This window comes from Alteribacter lacisalsi, from assembly GCF_003226345.1.
In the GTDB taxonomy this organism is placed as follows: Bacteria; Bacillota; Bacilli; order Bacillales; family Salisediminibacteriaceae; genus Alteribacter; species Alteribacter lacisalsi.
The window spans coordinates 331,312-349,834 of record NZ_PDOF01000002.1 but is presented as its reverse complement, the minus strand read 5'-3'; the positions used below and the strand labels follow the sequence as shown (position 1 = coordinate 349,834).

The 18,523-nt window shown below is 39.5% G+C and carries 19 protein-coding genes; 5 read left to right on the top strand and 14 right to left on the bottom strand.

What is annotated here, in order from left to right; genetic code table 11:
- Positions 1–73: 73 nt before the first annotated feature.
- The 13 genes from gerQ to CR205_RS13055 all read right to left on the bottom strand — a co-directional run bounded on the left by gerQ (position 74) and on the right by CR205_RS13055 (position 14,100).
- A complete protein-coding gene (gerQ, locus tag CR205_RS13115; protein WP_407923578.1) occupies positions 74–484 on the bottom strand; it encodes a spore coat protein GerQ in 411 nt (136 codons plus the stop codon).
- A 112-nt stretch (positions 485–596) separates the two neighbouring features.
- Positions 597–1,073: a cell wall hydrolase gene (locus tag CR205_RS13110; protein ID WP_110520533.1), complete on the bottom strand. Its 477-nt coding sequence runs from the start codon at positions 1,071–1,073 to the stop codon at positions 597–599.
- Between the two features lie 467 nt (positions 1,074–1,540).
- Entirely contained in the window at positions 1,541–3,034 is a 1,494-nt protein-coding gene (locus CR205_RS13105; RefSeq protein ID WP_110520531.1) for a restriction endonuclease subunit S, read from the bottom strand.
- Positions 3,031–4,464 (bottom strand): class I SAM-dependent DNA methyltransferase, encoded by a 1,434-nt coding sequence (locus CR205_RS13100; RefSeq protein WP_110520529.1) that lies wholly within the window; start codon positions 4,462–4,464, stop codon positions 3,031–3,033. Before CR205_RS13100 ends, CR205_RS13105 begins: the two co-directional genes overlap by 4 nt.
- A 168-nt stretch (positions 4,465–4,632) precedes the next feature.
- A complete protein-coding gene (locus tag CR205_RS13095; protein ID WP_110520527.1) occupies positions 4,633–5,064 on the bottom strand; it encodes a hypothetical protein in 432 nt (143 codons plus the stop codon).
- A gap of 1 nt (position 5,065) precedes the next feature.
- Positions 5,066–5,704, bottom strand: a complete 639-nt coding sequence (locus tag CR205_RS13090; RefSeq protein WP_110520525.1) for a S1 family peptidase — start codon at positions 5,702–5,704, stop codon at positions 5,066–5,068.
- Positions 5,705–5,757: 53 nt separating this feature from the next.
- Positions 5,758–8,970, bottom strand: a complete 3,213-nt coding sequence (gene hsdR / locus CR205_RS13085) for a type I restriction-modification system endonuclease (RefSeq protein ID WP_110520523.1) — start codon at positions 8,968–8,970, stop codon at positions 5,758–5,760.
- A 32-nt stretch (positions 8,971–9,002) separates the two neighbouring features.
- Complete coding sequence (locus CR205_RS13080; RefSeq protein WP_110520521.1) at positions 9,003–11,120, bottom strand: helicase-related protein; 2,118 nt, start codon at positions 11,118–11,120, stop codon at positions 9,003–9,005.
- Positions 11,117–12,064, bottom strand: coding sequence for a HamA C-terminal domain-containing protein (locus CR205_RS13075; protein ID WP_236634827.1), 948 nt, complete (start codon positions 12,062–12,064; stop codon positions 11,117–11,119). The genes CR205_RS13080 and CR205_RS13075 overlap by 4 nt, the downstream gene beginning before the upstream one ends.
- Before the next feature lie 102 nt (positions 12,065–12,166).
- Positions 12,167–12,715, bottom strand: a complete 549-nt coding sequence (locus CR205_RS13070; RefSeq protein ID WP_110520519.1) for a hypothetical protein — start codon at positions 12,713–12,715, stop codon at positions 12,167–12,169.
- Between the two features lie 201 nt (positions 12,716–12,916).
- Complete coding sequence (locus tag CR205_RS13065; protein ID WP_110520517.1) at positions 12,917–13,108, bottom strand: hypothetical protein; 192 nt, start codon at positions 13,106–13,108, stop codon at positions 12,917–12,919.
- 44 nt (positions 13,109–13,152) lie between these two features.
- Positions 13,153–13,563 (bottom strand): zinc ribbon domain-containing protein, encoded by a 411-nt coding sequence (locus CR205_RS13060; RefSeq protein WP_110520515.1) that lies wholly within the window; start codon positions 13,561–13,563, stop codon positions 13,153–13,155.
- 105 nt (positions 13,564–13,668) lie between these two features.
- Complete coding sequence (locus tag CR205_RS13055; protein ID WP_110520513.1) at positions 13,669–14,100, bottom strand: hypothetical protein; 432 nt, start codon at positions 14,098–14,100, stop codon at positions 13,669–13,671.
- Between the two features lie 203 nt (positions 14,101–14,303).
- Here CR205_RS13055 and CR205_RS13050 point away from each other — a divergent pair, with 203 nt between their 5' ends.
- The 5 genes from CR205_RS13050 to CR205_RS13030 all read left to right on the top strand — a co-directional run bounded on the left by CR205_RS13050 (position 14,304) and on the right by CR205_RS13030 (position 17,529).
- On the top strand, positions 14,304–15,002 hold the full coding sequence (locus CR205_RS13050; RefSeq protein ID WP_110520511.1) for a DJ-1/PfpI family protein: 699 nt from the start codon (positions 14,304–14,306) through the stop codon (positions 15,000–15,002).
- Between the two features lie 98 nt (positions 15,003–15,100).
- Complete coding sequence (locus CR205_RS13045) at positions 15,101–15,643, top strand: helicase (protein ID WP_236634825.1); 543 nt, start codon at positions 15,101–15,103, stop codon at positions 15,641–15,643.
- A 35-nt stretch (positions 15,644–15,678) separates the two neighbouring features.
- Positions 15,679–16,476, top strand: a complete 798-nt coding sequence (locus tag CR205_RS13040) for a phosphotransferase family protein (protein ID WP_110520509.1) — start codon at positions 15,679–15,681, stop codon at positions 16,474–16,476.
- Between the two features lie 45 nt (positions 16,477–16,521).
- Positions 16,522–17,028: an HAD-IIIA family hydrolase gene (locus CR205_RS13035; RefSeq protein WP_110520507.1), complete on the top strand. Its 507-nt coding sequence runs from the start codon at positions 16,522–16,524 to the stop codon at positions 17,026–17,028.
- Positions 17,029–17,067: 39 nt separating this feature from the next.
- Complete coding sequence (locus CR205_RS13030) at positions 17,068–17,529, top strand: GNAT family N-acetyltransferase (RefSeq protein ID WP_236634824.1); 462 nt, start codon at positions 17,068–17,070, stop codon at positions 17,527–17,529.
- A gap of 140 nt (positions 17,530–17,669) precedes the next feature.
- On the opposite strand, the gene CR205_RS13025 is transcribed toward CR205_RS13030, so the two are convergent.
- Positions 17,670–18,443, bottom strand: coding sequence for a hypothetical protein (locus tag CR205_RS13025; protein WP_110520505.1), 774 nt, complete (start codon positions 18,441–18,443; stop codon positions 17,670–17,672).
- Positions 18,444–18,523: the final 80 nt, after the last annotated feature.

The window sequence follows — 18,523 nt, the reverse complement described above, 5'->3', positions numbered from 1 at the left end:
TTGCTGATGAGTGGAACACCAAAAAACCCGCAAAATCCCTAGATGGATTAGCGGGTTTTCAGCGTTCTTATCATCAATCCGTTTGCAGCATCGATTCCTGAATTTCCTCACTGATTCCAAAGTCAGGGTAGTTGAGTGGTTCGTCGAATTCCACCCAGTCAAGATTGGACATCAGAAGCAGGTACCGTTTACCGGTGGCCGGGTCACTGATGATGATATGGTCTCGGCCTGCCGTTTGCACTCGCCCCGTGTACACCATCGCATTCCAGCTGGTGTTCCCCCGGTACGTAAAATAGAAGGTCCCGACCTTACCTTTGTTGTACCGAAGGATGTTCTCGATAAAGGATTCTTCCCTCACACCGCCCGGAAATTGCTGCCAGGTTCCCGCTGGAACCACCGGGGTAGCAAATGCCGGCCCTGAAGGCGGGAAGCCATTTTGCTGCTGCAGCTGTTGCAGCTGTTGTTGCTGCTGTGGCTGCGGCATCTGCTGCTGTCCGTTCTGCCCCTGCTGTCTGTTAGCGGAATAACCCGCATAATGATTCATTGGATAACCAGAGTTCCCAAAGGTCACTGTTAATCCTCTCCAATTCTTTATTTTAGCCGTAAAACTCCGGACAATAGCCCGGGACACCGACATAGAAACAATGATTTTTATGTGCAAACTCGAACTGCGTCATCGGGGATCTTGGCATCGTAGGAGTGCACTCCTCCCGGAATGATCTGTCAGGACTCGGGTTAAAAAACCACAGGCTCATTCTCGACCGCGGCTCCCTGTAACCTTCAAGAATATCTCTTGCCCTCTCGAGGTCGGAATCGTCAGGCCGCTGAGTATACAAAGATCCATTTAAGACGGGCTCGAAATGTGGAATGTCGGTGCCAGGAATAACCTGATAAATCGCATGATTGATCGTGCGTAAATTCTCAAAGTCAGGACCACAGTCCGCCTCCACCCGATTGGCTGTAACCGTCCCAACCATCTGCATTCCGACAGCCCCTTCACCAATCGCCTCCGCAAGCATAAGCCTGGCTAACGACTCGACATCACGTTCATTATAATTGATTCGCCTACCCATCTACTCACCACCTTCAACCTATACACCATTAACTTATTGCCCGAAGCTCATTTTCGAAGCTTGCCACCCAGCCCAAACTGGGGGAATTGCTCAATTGATTGAAAAAAAGCATAAAAAGGACCACTCCTGGTTAGAATCAAAATCAATTAAAACTGATTCATTGGAGTGGACCTTTATGGAAAGAAAAACGACCGAATGCCTGATTTCAATGACATCGTTATCTGGATGAAATAACAGGCATCCCTTTTTTTTGGGTTTTTAACTAAAGTCTCAATACCAAGTCCTTATGTTATGAGAAGAGCCTCACCCAACAAAGGACAGGCTCATTCTCTTAAACTAATTCAATTCTGGCAACAGCCTCCACATGTGTGGACGTTGTGTCGCAGACAAAATATGATGGGGTGTGGTGGGTTTGCCAAAAGATAAATTATACAAAACCTTGAAAATAAGCCTTTTGGAGGAGGCCCTCAGCTATTGATATTTCTTTTTATTAATTCAAAAACACTTTCTTCGTTAGGGTCTCTGGTACCGAGCCTCCCACAAAATGCTTTAGATAAAATGGTTTGTTTCAATAAATCTAAAGTTTTTTCCTGCTCTAATAATTCTTTTATATATAATTCTTTATCTAAAGTCTCATCTAAAACTTTCACTAGCTCATTTTGCTCTTCTATTGGTGGGATTGGCATCACTAAATTTCTACTTTGCCTTACAGAAATGTTAGTTTGACCTACTACCCCTCTTGTGTTGTTAATAACCTTTTCTAAAGTTCTTTCATATTGCAAACAATAATATACATATTTCGGTAGTACTTGTTTTATAGGTCGGAACCTAACAATTGCTTGATTCATATTCCACTCTGGAAAATCTGATGGAATTATTGCTATTTTTTTTAAGGGAGGACCTACAATATTCATAATAACGTCTCCAGGGTATAGAGCGGAAGACTTTAGCTTACTTGTTTGAACATCCTTTGGTATAAATTGTTGTTTATAACTAAAGTTAATTTTATTGTTTACAATATTATACACCTTTAAAAATGGAATCTCTTCTTTATCACTAATTGCTTTAGAGGGGGTCTTTCCACAATTTACATTGTGACAAAACATATTAGCTTTCATTAACAGCCATCCATTTTCATCTACATCTTTTTTTAAATCGAACCTATTATACATTTCACTTACTTCATTTAATTCTCTTTTTGTTTGTACTACATCTAGCCTTTGCTCTTTAATTCGACTAAAGAACTCTTCTCTTTCAGCTAAGTTTGTTGTTCCATTTTCACTTCTCCACTTTCTAGTAAATTTACCTTCAAATGCTTTTTTTAGTATTCCTTCTTTACGGAGTTTAAACGATTCCTTCGCTTCTTCAATAAGCTGTTTTGCTTCATCAACTTTAGTTAAAAGCCGCTGCACTTTGTCAGCAATACGTTTTTGTTCATTATAGGGAGGAAGGGGATAAGGAAATGACTTTATTATTGTTTGAGATATATTAGGCTGTGCTCCACCTTTCCCCAATTCTATAAGTGATTTTCTTCTAGCAAGAAAATAATAAAACATAAACTTATTATATGTCATTGAGTGGGGTGTCCCGACAGCACAAGCTTGATTAGTGGAAGCGTCTATCCCTAGAATTCCAAGTCTTCCTATAGTGGCACCATACATAGCAATTGCAACCGAACCTTTTTTAAAAAGCTTTGCGCTCGATTTCCTCAATCCTTCTTCAGTAATCATTTCTTTAGAATTATAAATTACGTTATCCCTCAACTCACCTGTTTTTAGCCAAGGTATGTCTCCGTGATAATACTCACCTTTTTTTCTAGATGGGGTTCCTCCTGAACCCCATTTAGCAATATATTCTGATTTAACCCACACCCAATTTTCCGGAATCTTATAAGGTTGCTCCTGAATAGGAACTAATGCGTCTTCTAATTGTTCCTCGATAGAATTCTTTTTACTACTCATTTCTTATCCACCTTTTTACTCTCGGCAGCTTTAAGCTCATCAACGACCTCATTTAACAGGTCCATAGCCTGCTGAAGTTTATCAATAGCCTCTTCCGCAGACTCTACCGGTCCAGGAAGATTTTCATAAATAGAGAAAGATTCATCCGCAATAAGTCCAATATCCAGGCTGTCACCCTTTTCAGCAATTTCTTTTCGGGAGAATTTATTCCATCGCTCGTCGTTAACTTTTGTACGGTCATCGGCTTTATAAGCCTCTATAAAACCTTTAAAGTGCTTCTTCACCAGTGCGTTGCGTTTACCAAACGATTCCATGTTCGTTCTCAAATCATACACCCATACATCTTTGGTGTTTTCTTTATCTTTTTCGCCTTTGGTAAAGAAAAGCACGTTGGTTTTTACCCCTTGTGCATAGAAAATACCGGTTGGTAAACGTAGAATTGTATGCAGGTTACACTTGTCCATAAGGTCATTTCGAATTTTCGCTCCAATGCCGCTTTCAAATAGAACATTATCCGGAAGCAAAACAGCTGCACGTGCGTTCCCATCATCCTTTAGTGCATTGTAAATAAGCTGAAGGAAGTTAAGCTGTTTGTTGGATGTCACAAATGTAAGGTCATCACGAGTGGCCCGTTCCCCGCCTTTTTTTGTACCAAATGGGGGATTGGTTAGGATGACATCCTGATTCTTAATCCATTTCCCGTTCCCTGAAAGAGAGTCTCCATGGTCAAGACGGCCTTCCATATTATGAAGTAGAGCGTTCATAAGAGCCAGCCGGTGTGTATCCTGGACGAGTTCCATCCCGGTGAAAGCTTCTTCCTTTTGGAACTTAGCCACTTCCGGGTCTAAATCAAAGTAGTTATCCGTTTTCTCTTTAAGGTATTGGTCAGCCGCAATCATAAAACCAAACGTTCCCGCAGCTGGGTCATTGCATAGCTCACCTGGTTTCGGGTCCATGAGTTCGACCATCACATCGATAAGAACCCGCGGCGTAAAGTACTGACCTGCTCCAGATTTCTTCTCACCGGCGTTCTTCTCCAATAAACCCTCATAAAGGTTACCGAGACCTTCTTCTTTCGCGTTATACCAATCCAGCTCGCTGATGGATTTAATGATTTTCTCAAGATTTTTTGGTTCTGATATACTCGTGGAAGCGTCGCTGTAAATTTGGTTGAGCCATGCGTTTTCGCTGTTTCCAAGGTCAAGAAGGAGGCGCTGGTAAAACTGTTTAAGTTCGAGCCCTTCTTTTTCAATTAAGTCATCCCACCGGTAACCTTCCGGAATGATGTCATTCTCGATATCCTGTTCTTTCATCATCTTTAGAAATAGAATATAAGTAAGCTCGGTTACATATTGCTGATATGTAATACCGTCATCTCTAAGCACGTTACATAAGTTCCAGAGTTTCTGTACAATATCTTGATTTCCCATTGGTAAGTTCCTCCTAAAATTAACCCTAAATTAATCATTAGCACCAATAACTCCTATAGCAATACTATCTTGAAATTCATCCAAATCCAAACCCGAAAGAAAAAACACTTAGACTGAATTTAATCTAAGTGCCCTTAGCAAATAATTTTTACTTTAAAACCAATTTTCTTATTTTCTTGATTCACACCAAGCATTTACACCTATTTTGCCTGCAGTACGCAGAGACAAAACAATTATTGGTAGAATCAGAGCCGGTGCCGTTCCCAACACGGTAGCAATGCTTACTGCGATAAAACTTACAACAACAACTTCTCCAGATTTCCACCTTTCAATTAGTTGTTTCTTCTCATTTTTGTATTTATCTTCACTACAAATAAAGTCATTAATTTCATTATTTAAATTCTCTAAAAAAGGGTTCTTTTTATTATCGGCTCCAAAGGGAAATGTGTTTGAAGGACCATTAGCCTCTAACCAAATTTGTGAAACTTCCTCAGGTGTCTTTCCTTGTTCTAACAATGTGTTTATAGTGTCTTGTTGATACTTTGGTAAAGCTGACAATAAGTTATCCTGCTCTTCTATTATATACGTAATTTCAGACATTTTAAATCATCTCCTGGATGTATTCTGCTGATATTACGTGAGTTGTTTGATGCAAAGTATGAGGGTCCACTCCACCTAATGAAATCCCGCCACCTCCATTAGGGGCATAAGAACCGATTAGCATCCCAATTACCGCTTTACTACCATCTATAACCGGCCCACCAGACTGACCTGGACGAGCTTGCGTATTCAGTACAATATGCTTTGTTTTTATAGAATGAGATTCAAGCAATATCTTAGCTCCCACTTGGGTATTTTGTTGTGTCAAGACAAACCTTCCGTGGTCTGCATGAGGAAACCCTAAAACAGCCACAGGATTGCCTGGCACCACGGAGTCAGTACCTGATAAACTATAGGGATTCGTGAAGTTTCCTTCAATTTCCAAAACGCAAATGTCTTTAATTGGGTCAATTTCTTTAATTCTAGCATTAACAAATTTGACTTCTTTATTAGATGTATCTTGATACTCAAAAATCTTATATGATGAGATTAAGATTTTCAGACCTGAGTCCTCGCCATTTGTAACATGTTTAGTTGTTGCAATAAGATTAGCTCCAATAAAGAACCCAGTCCCCAATAATTGAACACCATTAGCATTACTTCTTGCAATGGCAACTGTCGGGTTACTATATGCTTCCATATTTAATTGCCTCCTTGTTATTTTCAGTTTGTAATTTATCTTACATAAAACTATCAACCTACATATAAGTTGTAGTTAATAGTTTTTACAACCAAGTCAATATCATCCCCAAACTCCCTCTTTAGCTGACGGTAACCGCCGTTACTTTTAAACGGTTCTTCCGAGAAAGCATCTTCCGCCGTAGGAGCGAGGACGGGGAACCGGAGTAGCTGTTTCTCAATTCGTTCGAGCCACTTCTTCTGCCTTGGTGTCCATTCGTGAAGTGAGTAAACTTTTTGCATCGCACTCTTTATCCGAGCTTCATGGTCTACAAGCGCTTCTCCGATAGCAGCCTGGCGGATAAAGCTTATGATGTCTGCTGCGATTTCTTCATTCTTTGTCTGCTTCCAGGCCGATTGTAGATGGGACTCCTTGAATCCTTTTGTCTCCAGGATAGCAACAAGTTCCCGTAGGTCTTTACGGGTTAAATCCCTCGGTCGTGTACAGACAAGCTGAAGCGCAGGGATTTCGTTCATATTCTCTTTGACGAAGCTAACGAACCCTTCGAGGTAATCTTCAGGACGGCTGTTTCCTTCCCCGTAACCCCGTTCCACACCGATAACCTCATCCTCTTTGTTCGAGATGTAGCGCCTCTCACCGGTACGGCGGTAGGATTCTACATACTCAAATAGAATTTCATGGTTTTTTGCCTGCTCCGGTGTGTAGGTCTGCACTTCCTCTGCCCAGTCATCGAGGCTTTTCCCTTCAGACAACTCCTCAAATTTCTGCATGCCTTCTTCCGTTAGTCGCTGCTTCTTCCGCTGTATTTTAGCCACGAGCTGTTCGCGGAAAAATTCAACTTCATCTTCGGATTCAGCGTGGGTTAGCCCTTCGTACAGCTCTCCAATAGAGATATTCTGCTGTTTAACAACCGGCTTCATCTCGGTAATTTTCTGGAGCTTGTCGTAAATGCCAACCGCATCATAAATATTAAAGTGAGTCTTGCCTATTTCAGGACAGAGGCGCGTAGCACGGCCCAACATCTGGTCATACAGAATCCGTGACTGGACACGTCTTAAGAACACGATGTTAGTGATTTTCGGAACATCGATACCTGTGCTTAACAGGTCAACGGTCACGGCGATATTCGGGAGACGCTCGTTTTTATATCGTTTAATTGCATCCATCGGCTGATAAATCGAGCCGGTGATTTTCATGATGGCACTATCTTCCACTTCATCTCCGCGCTCCTTGAATGCAGCCTTAAGGAGACGTACAATCATGTCGGCATGATGGTCAGTAGCGGCGAAGATAAGTGATTTTTCCTGACCGGAGGGGTCGATGTAGTCCGTAAGTTTATCAAGCACCACTTTATTGAATGGTTCTGTTATCACCCGTTTGTTGAACTGTTCGACTTCAAAGTTAACCGTATCCTCCAGCCGTTCCAGCTGGATTTCTCCTTCATCTACATCGAATACTTCAACTTCCTCATCTTTCTCAAAGGTAATACCGTGTTCAGAAAGTTCTGTCTTAAACAGATATGGAGGCTCGTGGTCCACCAAGTACCCGTCGAGTACCGCTTCATTGTAGTAGTACTTGTAGATAGGCATGCCGAAAATATCAGTTGTATGCTGCGCCGGTGTTGCCGTTAACGCGAGACAGGCCGCGTCAAAGTAATCAATCACTCTGCGGTACTGGCTGATGTAGTCGGTCTGGTCCCTGAACAGAAGCTCTTCTTCGGTCATCTCCCGGTCACTCGTGTACCCGCGGTGGGCCTCGTCTACAATAATAAAATCATACTGACCGACGCTAGGAAGATTATCGCTATCGTTATAAAATAGACGTTTCACCATCCCCTGAACCGTGGCAATCTGCACTTTCGTCTCCACGTCCGGGGTCATATCCTTTAGGGCCTTCACATCGTAAATACTCGTAAACGACATGTTATCAATCTTTGTATCCTTTAAAGCATCACTGGTTTGCTCACCAAGAGAGTTCCGGTCCACAAGGAAAAGAATACGGCGGCATTTCTTTGTCTTAATGAGCCGGTACATGAGGGCAATTGCGGTTCGGGTCTTCCCTGTACCTGTCGCCATAGCCACAAGCATCCGGCGTTTGCCTTCCTTCAATGCTTTCTCGACTTCCAAAACCGCCTGCTGCTGATAATGTCTCAGGCCAAACTTCGTGATGTCTTCTTCCTCAAGCTGTTTATCGGCTTCCTGGTCGTTCTGCTCCAACAAAAGCTTTAAGTCATCAGGAGAATGCCATCCTTCCAAAGCCCGAGCATGTTCTGTCGATTTCCGGGCATCCCAGAACCAGATTCCGGACTCCTCCTGAAGCTGCTTGAGAAACGGTTTGCCGTTTGTGGCATAGAGGAACGGGACCTGATATTCCCTGTCCGGGCGAAGAATCACTTCATCTTCGTTCTGACTTACGTTCTTTGCATACGTCTTGGTCTGGCTTTCAAGCACACCGGGGATGTTCTTCCGTTCCGCCTTTGCTTCAATAAAACCGACCAGTTTATTTCCTATAAAAAGAGCATAATCAACACGACCGCCTTTGACTTTCCATTCGGCAATCGCCATGTTTTTGTTCTTTTCAGGCAGGGTTCCGTTCGTCTGGTGGTTCAGCTGGTTCGTGTTTGCTTCCCAGCCGGAAGCAATCAGTTTTTCATCAATTATTTTGCGCGTTTCAGCTTCGGATAGGTGCTGTCTTCGCAGGAAACGTTTTGATTTAGACTTCCGCTCCTGTTTTACTGCACTATCCTCATTTTCAGCTCTTTGACGCACATTCTCCAGTTCCTCTTCCAGAACTTTAATTTTTCGCGCTGTTTCCTGCTCTTTTTGAAGAGCATCCTCATCAACCAAAGTTCTGCGTTCCGGTTCCCGGTACTCAGGTGCTTCGAAATCCCAGCGGCCGTACACCTCCATAAACCAGACGGCCAAACGGAACGTAAGTTTAAGCAGCGTCTGTGCTTCCTCTGTTCTTCCGTATTCCGCACGGTGAACGGCAAAGTTCCCCTTTTGGCGAAGGGTATCAAACATATCGATAAGTTCACTTTCAATGAGCCGTTCCCGGCGCAGGGTATTAATCCGGTCCACCTGCGTCGTTCGGGGAGCTTCCTTAATTCCCTCGGCAGCCAAAATCATCTTCGCCACCGTCTCCCCAAACAGGCGCAGCTTCACAATCGTTGTCTGCGGGTCATGATAAACGTTATTTTCAGCGGACTCCCCTAAGTTAGCGAGAACATCCCATTCACCTCTAAAAAAAGAAAAGTTGCTCTTCATCGTTATCACCCGGTTCTTATTTTGGATAAAATCTATTTCTGTAAAGTTTCTTTAACTAATGTAATTTCAAACGGTTCCAATACTGAACTAATATCCTCTTCTATTATTTCATTAATTAGTGTATCTAAATCAACCTCTTGGTCTTTCGCAAGTGATGGTAATATCTTTTCTAATTTCTTAAGTACAGAAATAGGCAACCCAAACTCTTGCAATGCCGCCAAAGAAGGATGACAAAAAGCAGATTCTATGCTACTTGAAAAATACTTATAATCGCCGGGAACAATACCATGTTTTTCAAACACACTCTTTTGTATTCTGTCCAAGGCCATTAAATATTTTGGAAACTTGTATTCAAACCAATTTTTCACAATACTAGACATTTGTTGTACTGCCTTATCAGCGTCTATAGCATTCCTTTTCATCAACGTATCAATGAATGTGGGAATATGAGAATTTACTTGCTTATATTTGTTTATAAAGAACGTTAATTGCCTTCCAGTGAATATATAATGACTAGGTTTTACAATATGGTCCCACATTAAGCAACAGGTGACTTCAAGGGATTTATATTTTGGAATCCCTGTCCAGGATAAGTGGCTTTGATAGTAGGTAACATTACTTTCAATTTCTTTTGCTAGATTTATTTGACCCGAAACTGATATATTAGAATTCTGTTGAATAACATCCAACGGTAACACTTTTTGGGAAGTATACTCTTCTATTTGTTTTATTGAGGTGGTTTTTAAATCACTGTCACTTAATTGAATAAGAATTTCATCACTTACATCATTTTGGGTATACCAAGGAAAGTCTACTTCTTTATCTTGTTCAGTCGGCGGAGAATAGAAAGAGTATATATCCCCTACATAATGCTTTTTCATTCTACCAGCTCTGCCAATAATATTTTTATAATCAAAATACTCTAAATTACTGTTACCCTTTTTGTTATGGAAGATTACTACGTTTTTAGCAGTAGTATTTATTCCTTCAATTAAGGTACTTGTACAAAATAGTAAGTCTATATTACCTGCGTTAAATTGATTAACAATATATCTGCCCAAAAATCTAGGCATGGAACCATGATGGAATCCAACTTTGTATTTTAGAGCTTTGGACAAGTACCAGTCCGGATGTATATTTTTATCCAACCAATCTATCACTTCATCATGGACACTACTTTCTTCACTGTATTCCTTTAATTTGTTAACTACATATTTTACAATTTTCTCTGCTTCAGCTGGGGATTTACAGTAAATCAAGGTTGGTTCCTTAAGCTTTTGAACTAAGGATAGTAGTTGAAGACTTTCCTCTCCACTAATACGCTCAATAAAATACTGATTTGATGTTACTGTATTGAAATTTGATTGAATAAACTCACAATTATATTCATCTTCAAATTGTGAGGGAATTGAAGTTATATTTGGTCCTAATAGATAAAACTGTTTTGTTTGTTTCAAAAGCATATAAAAAGCTAAATTTAAAACGTTAGCCCTATCATTATTTCCTGCATCATCATTAACTTTATAAAATTCATCTATTACAAAAAAATCAATCGAAGGAAGATTTTCGTAGTCCATTAATCGCTCTGGTGTTAAGATGAATAGATTATGTGAATCGGGAACCTGTCTTGTAGTAAATATGAGTTTATAATAATCTCTATATTTAGACATCTTCGAGCGTGTTTCGTCAATTAGTGCTAAGGTAGGTAATAATATAACTATATTTTGATACTTTTTAGAGGCTACAATCTCCTCAATTAAAAGACTCTTACCAAAACTAGTAGGCGCACTTAAAACAACACTTTTTCCCCGCTCTAATTTATCATATATTGCTGCTTGCTGACTGTGCATGACAATATCAGTTATATTTTCAGAACGATAGAATTCATAGTGAAGAAGTGATTTTAATGATGATTCAATGTTGTGAGTATTTATATATGGAAAGAAACCAACCTTCTCTAGAAGGCTTTCGATTATTGGGTATGTTTCCTCTGGAATTGAATTCTTTTTATCCATAATCCTTAAGATAACATCACGAACTTTCGAATTTTCTACACCAACATTCTGATTTGCCCACTTAAAAATATAAAACATTTCATCCAAGTCTAGACTCTCTTTACTAATTAAGTGTTCTACATTTTGAAATGTCATAGATTTTGCCACACCCTTAGCTTATTATCTAGAGCTTCAACTAATTTTGCTTTGTCCTCGAGGGGCAGTAGTATTAGCGGAATGTTTATATTAGGAAGTTCTTTCCCCCGAAATGAATCATGATGCTTATTCATTTCATCAGTTAAAGCTTGAGTATACTCATCACAAACTTCCTTATGAGATTTGATTGTAAGACTATCGTATGTGAGTAAAACAGGAATCCTAATCCTTTTAAAGATATCATCCAATGAAGCTCGTTCATGGATTAAATCTTTTAATTGTTGTGCATAGGGAGTAGTTTCATCAATTTTGTTCACAATAAAAAGAAACTCACTTCTGAGATAGTCTTTACCTGTATGGGCATGTATTTCTTTAACTACGTCTCTAATAGCTCTATTAATTTCATTGTAGAACTTGACTTCCCCAAGCCATAATTCAAGACCATCATTAGCAGGAACTATATGAACAGCGTCAAAGCCCTTAACAGTTTCATTTGCTCCATCTTTATAGTAAAATTTCGATATTGCTGGAATTGTATTAAAAAATTCACGCAGTAGCAAATGTAAAATTACCTCTCCGAATTCACCTCTTGCTGCGTATTTCTCAGTGCTATACACAACTTGAGCCGCCTTTCTCATTTTCCTGGAAGCGTTTACAGGGCTAATTGTTTTTTTCTCCCTTTCAGATAATGCAAAATCCAACAATGAATCAAATATTAAATCTACAAAAGCCTCTGTTCTAAACTCACCACACTCATATCCGATAGAAAAACCAGTTAATTCTTCAGTATTAATATATAAATTCAGTAATAAACCAGCATCAAATAAGCTTTGTTTAGAAATAGTAATCCCCCCTAAAGCTTTCCGGTTTCTATTAATTATGCTTCTAACATAACATAACAAGGTATTTTTGTAATATATAGTTAACTGTTTTATACAATGCAAATTACAAATTCAAATATTGTTTATTACTTTACATTCTATACTTTAGCTCTTAAAAAGAAGATTAGAAACATGTTGTATTAGGAAAGAAGGAGTTGCCATATTTCATTTAGAATATACAATATCTCTTATGGGCTTTTTCAGAGTATAAATGCAACCAACCTCGCTCCCGAATATTTTAACTATTTTCGGCATATGTTTGTTCATTTGTTGTACTTCGAACTTGTATGCGTCTTTTTCAGAAGGTAATCTCACGTACTCTTCCCAGTTTAAATCAACATTAAGTATTTGTGGTTCGTTCTTATAAAGATGATTAGCATATTGCCAAGCGTGACGTAATTCATGGTAAACCTTTGCTATCAATTTGATAAATTCAGCAAAGTCTGTTTCTGGGTTGTCATACATAAATAAGAAAACCTTAATTAGTTTCCTCTCTCCAACAATTATCGCTGAGGTTTCAAATTCTCCTTGAAGAATTTGATTGTAAGCTAAATCTTCTAAGTCTGGTTTGTTTCTTTTCTCTGTTTCTAGTCGCTTCCTTGTTTTATATAAATCAATTGTAAAGTCTAATGTTTTGTATTCAGAATCTAAAAGGTTGATACATTTTCTAATCTTTTCTCTCATCATGGGACTAATGTTATTTCTTATGTTCACCTAACCTTGCTCCTCCCCACAAACTCCCCAATACTTTAAGTACATCATTGAAAAAAGTCTGACTATCTCCTACAATTATTTTAACATAAATATCCATATACTCTCGTAATTCTGTACACCATTTCGGGCAGGGATTATCACTGTCATGAGTAACAAAGGACAAAGCTGCCCAAAACAAAAACACGAGCCTCAGCCCGTGTTTTAAGATGCTTTATGCAGTTCTGGTTCCGAGAAGCCGTAATGAATATCCGGTGTACCATCCTCGAAGATGTAAACTTTATCTACTACCCGATGGATGATTTCAATCGCGGTTGAACCGGAAAAGAGGAATTCGGCGAAGTTTTGCTCCATGTTTGCTTTGTCCAGGGTGTTCTGTTCCTGGTCATTCTGCAATCTCTCTAAATCTTCTTCAAGGATTGCTTTTTCTTTGTCAGCGTCTATTTAATAGATTCCATACAGCTTTCCCTGTCCAGTTCCCCGTCTGCCATCATCGTGACCAGGTTCTTTTTTCTGCGCTTAAGGACTTCGATGCGACCTTCGACATTCTCAATTTCGCGCTCATTTCTTTTGGAGTAGTAAGACACCTTCTTGTGGAAATCCCTTTTCATTACTTCTTTGTCCATCTGACTCATCCCGCTCATAAAGTCCGGCTTCACAATGTCGATGAGAACGGCTTCTTTAATAAGGTGGGACTTGCAGCACTTCACTCCATACTTGGCATAACGACCACACATATACCCTTTCCGGTCTTTCTTATAGTTCATGCCGCTCCCGCAGTCTATACAGACGAGCAGGTTTGAAAAGGGATGATGAGTGGGAGCTGTTCGGTTCCGCTGCCGTTTTTCCATCAAATGGTCTGGCTAGTTCAGCAACTAATTCAATCAATACTCAAAAAGGACAGGACCATGTGGTCCTGTCCTTTTCAGCTAACAAGTTATTTGAAGGCTTAAGAACTATTTACCTCTTTCTTTTTCCATCTTCATCATTCTCTCTACCTTTTCTTCCAAAGCCTTCTGTCTGCCCTCGTAATCATCCTGGTCTGGCCCAGTAAGCTCTTCTAACACTTCCCACAAATCATAATACTTGTTCTGCGCTAGGTGCATAGTCAGTAATTCATAGAAAGTCTCAAATTGAACTTCATAATACAAGGTTGGGTCCTCATTAATACCATCATAAACCAGGACTAGAAACCTGAAGCTGTCAAAAACATCAGTAGCTTCAACGAGCTTGTATCTGTTCCCCAACTCTACAAGCCGTCGTTCACCGCCTCCTGTAATGAAGTAGATTTCATCCGTGTTCTCGTAGCTCACCTGCCTATAGGCAATACTTTCTCCAATACAATCTATCATTCTTTCTTCGTTGAACTCAACCTCTTCCTTTAACATCAAAATCCCTCCAACAAAATAATCAAATGCTAAAGTAACATAAAAACGTATGCGTATGTCAGAATCACAAAACTTTTTTCCTATAAGCTTAATTTTATTTAGCTAGGCAGGTCAAATTTCAATTTAAATTCAGAAAGTTTATATAAAGGTTTTACTAAATTCACATTGAATATCATTAATTAGGGAGAAACTGGAGGTCAATCATGAAAATAGTCATTTATCTTTACAATGGGATAACGATGCTCGATGCCATAGGTCCATATGAGGTTTTACGAAACATTCCTGACGCTGATATATGCTTTGTGGCTGAGAAAATCGGAGAAGTACAGGCTGATTCGGGTTTTATAGATATTAACGTGAATCACCGTATCGCAGATGTTCATAAGGCGGATATTCTAGTCATCCCCGGTTCCACGATAGCGTTCCTTGAAGAAATGAAAAAAGAAACCGTACTAAACTGGATACGGCAGATTGATAAAACGACGACCTGGACTACCTCAGTCTGCTCCGGTTCCATGCTGCTCGCTTCTGCCGGGTTACTAACAGACTTGAAGGCGACCTCTCATTGGAAGCCACTTAACCTGTTAAGCAAATTTGGAGCGGTACCTACAAGGGAACGCATTGTGGAAGAAGGGAAGTACATAACAGCTGCCGGGGTGTCGGCTGGCATCGATATGGCTTTATACTTATCAAATAGAATCCTTGGAGAAAATGAAACCAAAGCGATACAGCTGATACTGGAATACGACCCCCAGCCTATGTTTGAGTCCGGCAATTATTCTACAGCTGACGAGAAAACCATTAAAACGGCCGAAAAGAAGCTGGCAAAAGATGCGAAAAAGGGTCTGGGACTATTGGGGATGTTGAAGTACTCGAAGAGCATATTTGATATGATTAAGTAGATTAAGATGTTTTACGATTATCTATTAAAGGGGGATAATTTATCTCCATTAACCAATTCATTAAGTCTTTAGCAAAGACTGTTTAGGAGTGGGTATGAATGCAGACAGGTCACGATAACATGTATCCGAATTGTCCAAGCATTACGAGAACCATAGAACTAGGGGGACTTTCTAAGCATCAGTTATTACAAAGGTTGCGGGAGCGCGCTATTTTTATAAATGAGTATGGAGAGATGCTAATAACTGATGAAAAATTCACTACTTCTGAAACTAAATATTGTATAGAGACCGTCGAAATCTCTGTCGGTTCTCTTGGCTTTCCTAACGGTGCTAATACTGCTGAAATCTTCGAAAGGGCAAAGGTACTTGGTTTGTATTTGTGTCCACTTGAGTTGGGACCATACCTAAGACTGGAGTATATAGAGCAGCCTGAAGGTAATACAGGAACTTCTTCACAGCAAAATCAGGCACCACGAGGAGCAATTACCGTAGCCACCGAAACCTTGTACGATGACGATGATTTTCCTAAAGGATTGTACCTCAGACGAATAAATGGTGATTTGTGGCTTAGAGGTTACATTGCTGATGACCTGCATATCTGGAATCATAACGACCATTTTGTCTTCTGTTTAACAAAGTAAACTTTTTAAAGCAACCTAAACGAGGTGTTCACATTTTGTCTCCAATTACCCTAAATGAAATTCCTGATGAACTAAAAGAATTTATAGGTGACATTAAATCCTTAACGTTCCCCCGTCAAGGGTGGACATCTGATGTTGGTATTTTAGAAACGACATCCGGAGCCTTTTACGCATTAAAGCGAACAAAAGAGACCTTATATAATACTTGGCTGGAAAAAGAAGTCGATGTCTTACATACTTTATGTACCGAAACAAAACTACCGGTTCCTCAAGTAAGGAAGTTCCTGGCTGAGAGCAGCAAGAACCAGTCATGGGCCTTAATGGACTTCTTAGACGGAGAAACCCTAAGAACAGCGCTATTTAATGAAACAAACCTGGAAAAAAGAAGAGAGCTAATCTATAATTTTGGGCAAATCCTGGGTGAAATTCATTCAACCCCATGTCCCGGCAGTCTCAAACATGGGGAACCGTGGCTGGACAATATGCTATTAAAGGCAGAGTATAACTTTAAGTGCCACAACGTAGATGGCACCAGAGATATATTAGACAGCATTAAAGCCAACAAACCCGACAAGTTTAAACAGACGCTCATTCACGGTGACTATACGATTGATAATGTTCTGGTACACAACGGAGTCATTTCAGGTGTTATTGACTGGTCCGGGGGAGCTTACGGTGACCCCAGATATGATACCGCTTTAGCGGTTAGACCAAAACCATATGCGTTCCAGAACGAAGAGGACAATACATTGTTCTTCAAAGGTTACGGCAGCCGAATAATCACCAATAGTGACTACGATTATTTTGTGAATGGTCTGTATGAATTCTTTTGACATCAATAATTGAAAGGCGATTTACTTCCATAGAGGGAGGTCTTCATGAAAGCTGCATTTTTTGACAGGGACGGAACGATAATTGAAGACTACCCAGACCACGAATGGACACATATTACCCAACCGGTCTTTAAAGATGGTGCTATTCATGTGTTAAAAGAAGTGACCAGGAAAGGCTATGCCATTATTATTATCACGAACCAGTACATTATTGAAGAAGGTTACATTACATTGGACCAGTACAACGATATTAACAGCCAGATGGTCGAGGAACTGGGACGACATGGGATTAACATTCATGACATTTATTACTGTCCTCATGCCAGAACTGGGAATTGTGCCTGTATTAAACCCAGAACAGGAATGATAGAAAAAGCTTTGAGCATACATCCGGGGATTAACTTAAATGAATCTTTTATGATTGGAGATTCGGCCGCTGATGTAGAGCTGGCGATAAATCTTGGGATAAAGGGTTTTGGCATCGGCATTGGTTCCGCCTATAGAAACGTACATGAAATCAACACTATAAAAGAACTGACGACGTTTCTCTAACTCATACCTCCCAATATACACAGCTTGGAGGAAACAACCTTGTCTATACTACTGAATACAAGAAAAGCAGAAAAAAGGGATAGCCGCTTTCTAAGTTCACTAGCATATAAATCGAAAGCTTACTGGGGTTACTCGGAAGAATTCCTCGATAAGTGTAAAGAGGACCCCACTGTAACAGAGGAAGATATCGAAGAAAATCCTGTTTTTGTAGTGGAGTCTGATGGAAGCATTGTTGCTTTTTACAGCTTCACTTTAAATGAAGCAAGCAAGTTGGAGTCATTATTCATTGACCCTGACTATATAGGCAAAGGTGTAGGAAGAGTCATTTGGCGGGATGTACTAACGAACGCTAAAGACATCGGCTTGAGTGAATTTTATCTCGACAGTGAGCCCTATGCAGAAGGATTCTATTCAAAAATGGGAGCGGATAAAGTGGGAACGATTCAATCAACTGTTTTCCCGGGCCGTTCCCTGCCCCTAATGAAGGTTACAGTTGAATAATTTCACTCTCTGGTATTGGACAACAATACGTCAAAAGACCGGCTCGGTTCCAAATGAAGCGAGCCGGTTTTCATACATTGTTATTGAACTACTTGTTTAGGTAGATTTGTTCACGATGGTCACCAAAAAGTTTATAGGAATTAGTTTAATTTAAAAGGAAGTATATTTTTACATTGTGGACATTGAATGCTCGAATAGCGTTGTAGTACAGTTTTATCGGCTACAATGTGATAATTACATTTAGAACATTTTCCATTTACTTCATTGGGATTTCCAAAAATTAATGTACCACCTTCACCAAAGCCTATGGAGTTGCCTGTAATTTGAATGTTTCCTTTTTGCGTTATTCCATTCACTCCAACAGTACCTGTAGTATCTTTAAAATCAGTACCTTGTAAATAATTTGATGAATGGTTTGTAGCACGTAAATGAGTACGTCGAGAGTTAATTTCAACGTTTTCTATGCGATTATGGCTGTTATTATTAGCTGAAACTGATGTAAAATCTGCATTGATAATTTGATTAATTATTGTTTGTGTACTCCAATTTTCTGTTTCAACAATAAATTCAGAAGGTAATTCTTGTTGAGCTTGTTCAATAATTAAATTTATTTTTTCATCTAGGGATGATACAGCGGAAACGGTAGTCGCCATTGATTGAATTTTTTCTATATCATTCTCAATAGTAGATATGCGTGTATTAGTTTGATAAATACTATCCCTTAATTCGGTTATTAATAGGTTTAAGTTATGATTTGCAACTAACTTATTAACTAATAGAGCAGCTTGCTGGTATCCAGGAACAGGAATTAATGTGGCTAGAAAAGTAAAATAGTCTAAATCCTCGGCAACTTGTTGGCTCTTAGGTAGCGTTTTTAAATAGGATTTAATTTGAGTAATTTTTTCTTTTATCACTTCTCAATCTCCCCTTTGTTTTAAATTATTTATAATTTTAATAATTTTTAAAATACTCTATAACTAACCTATCCAATAGT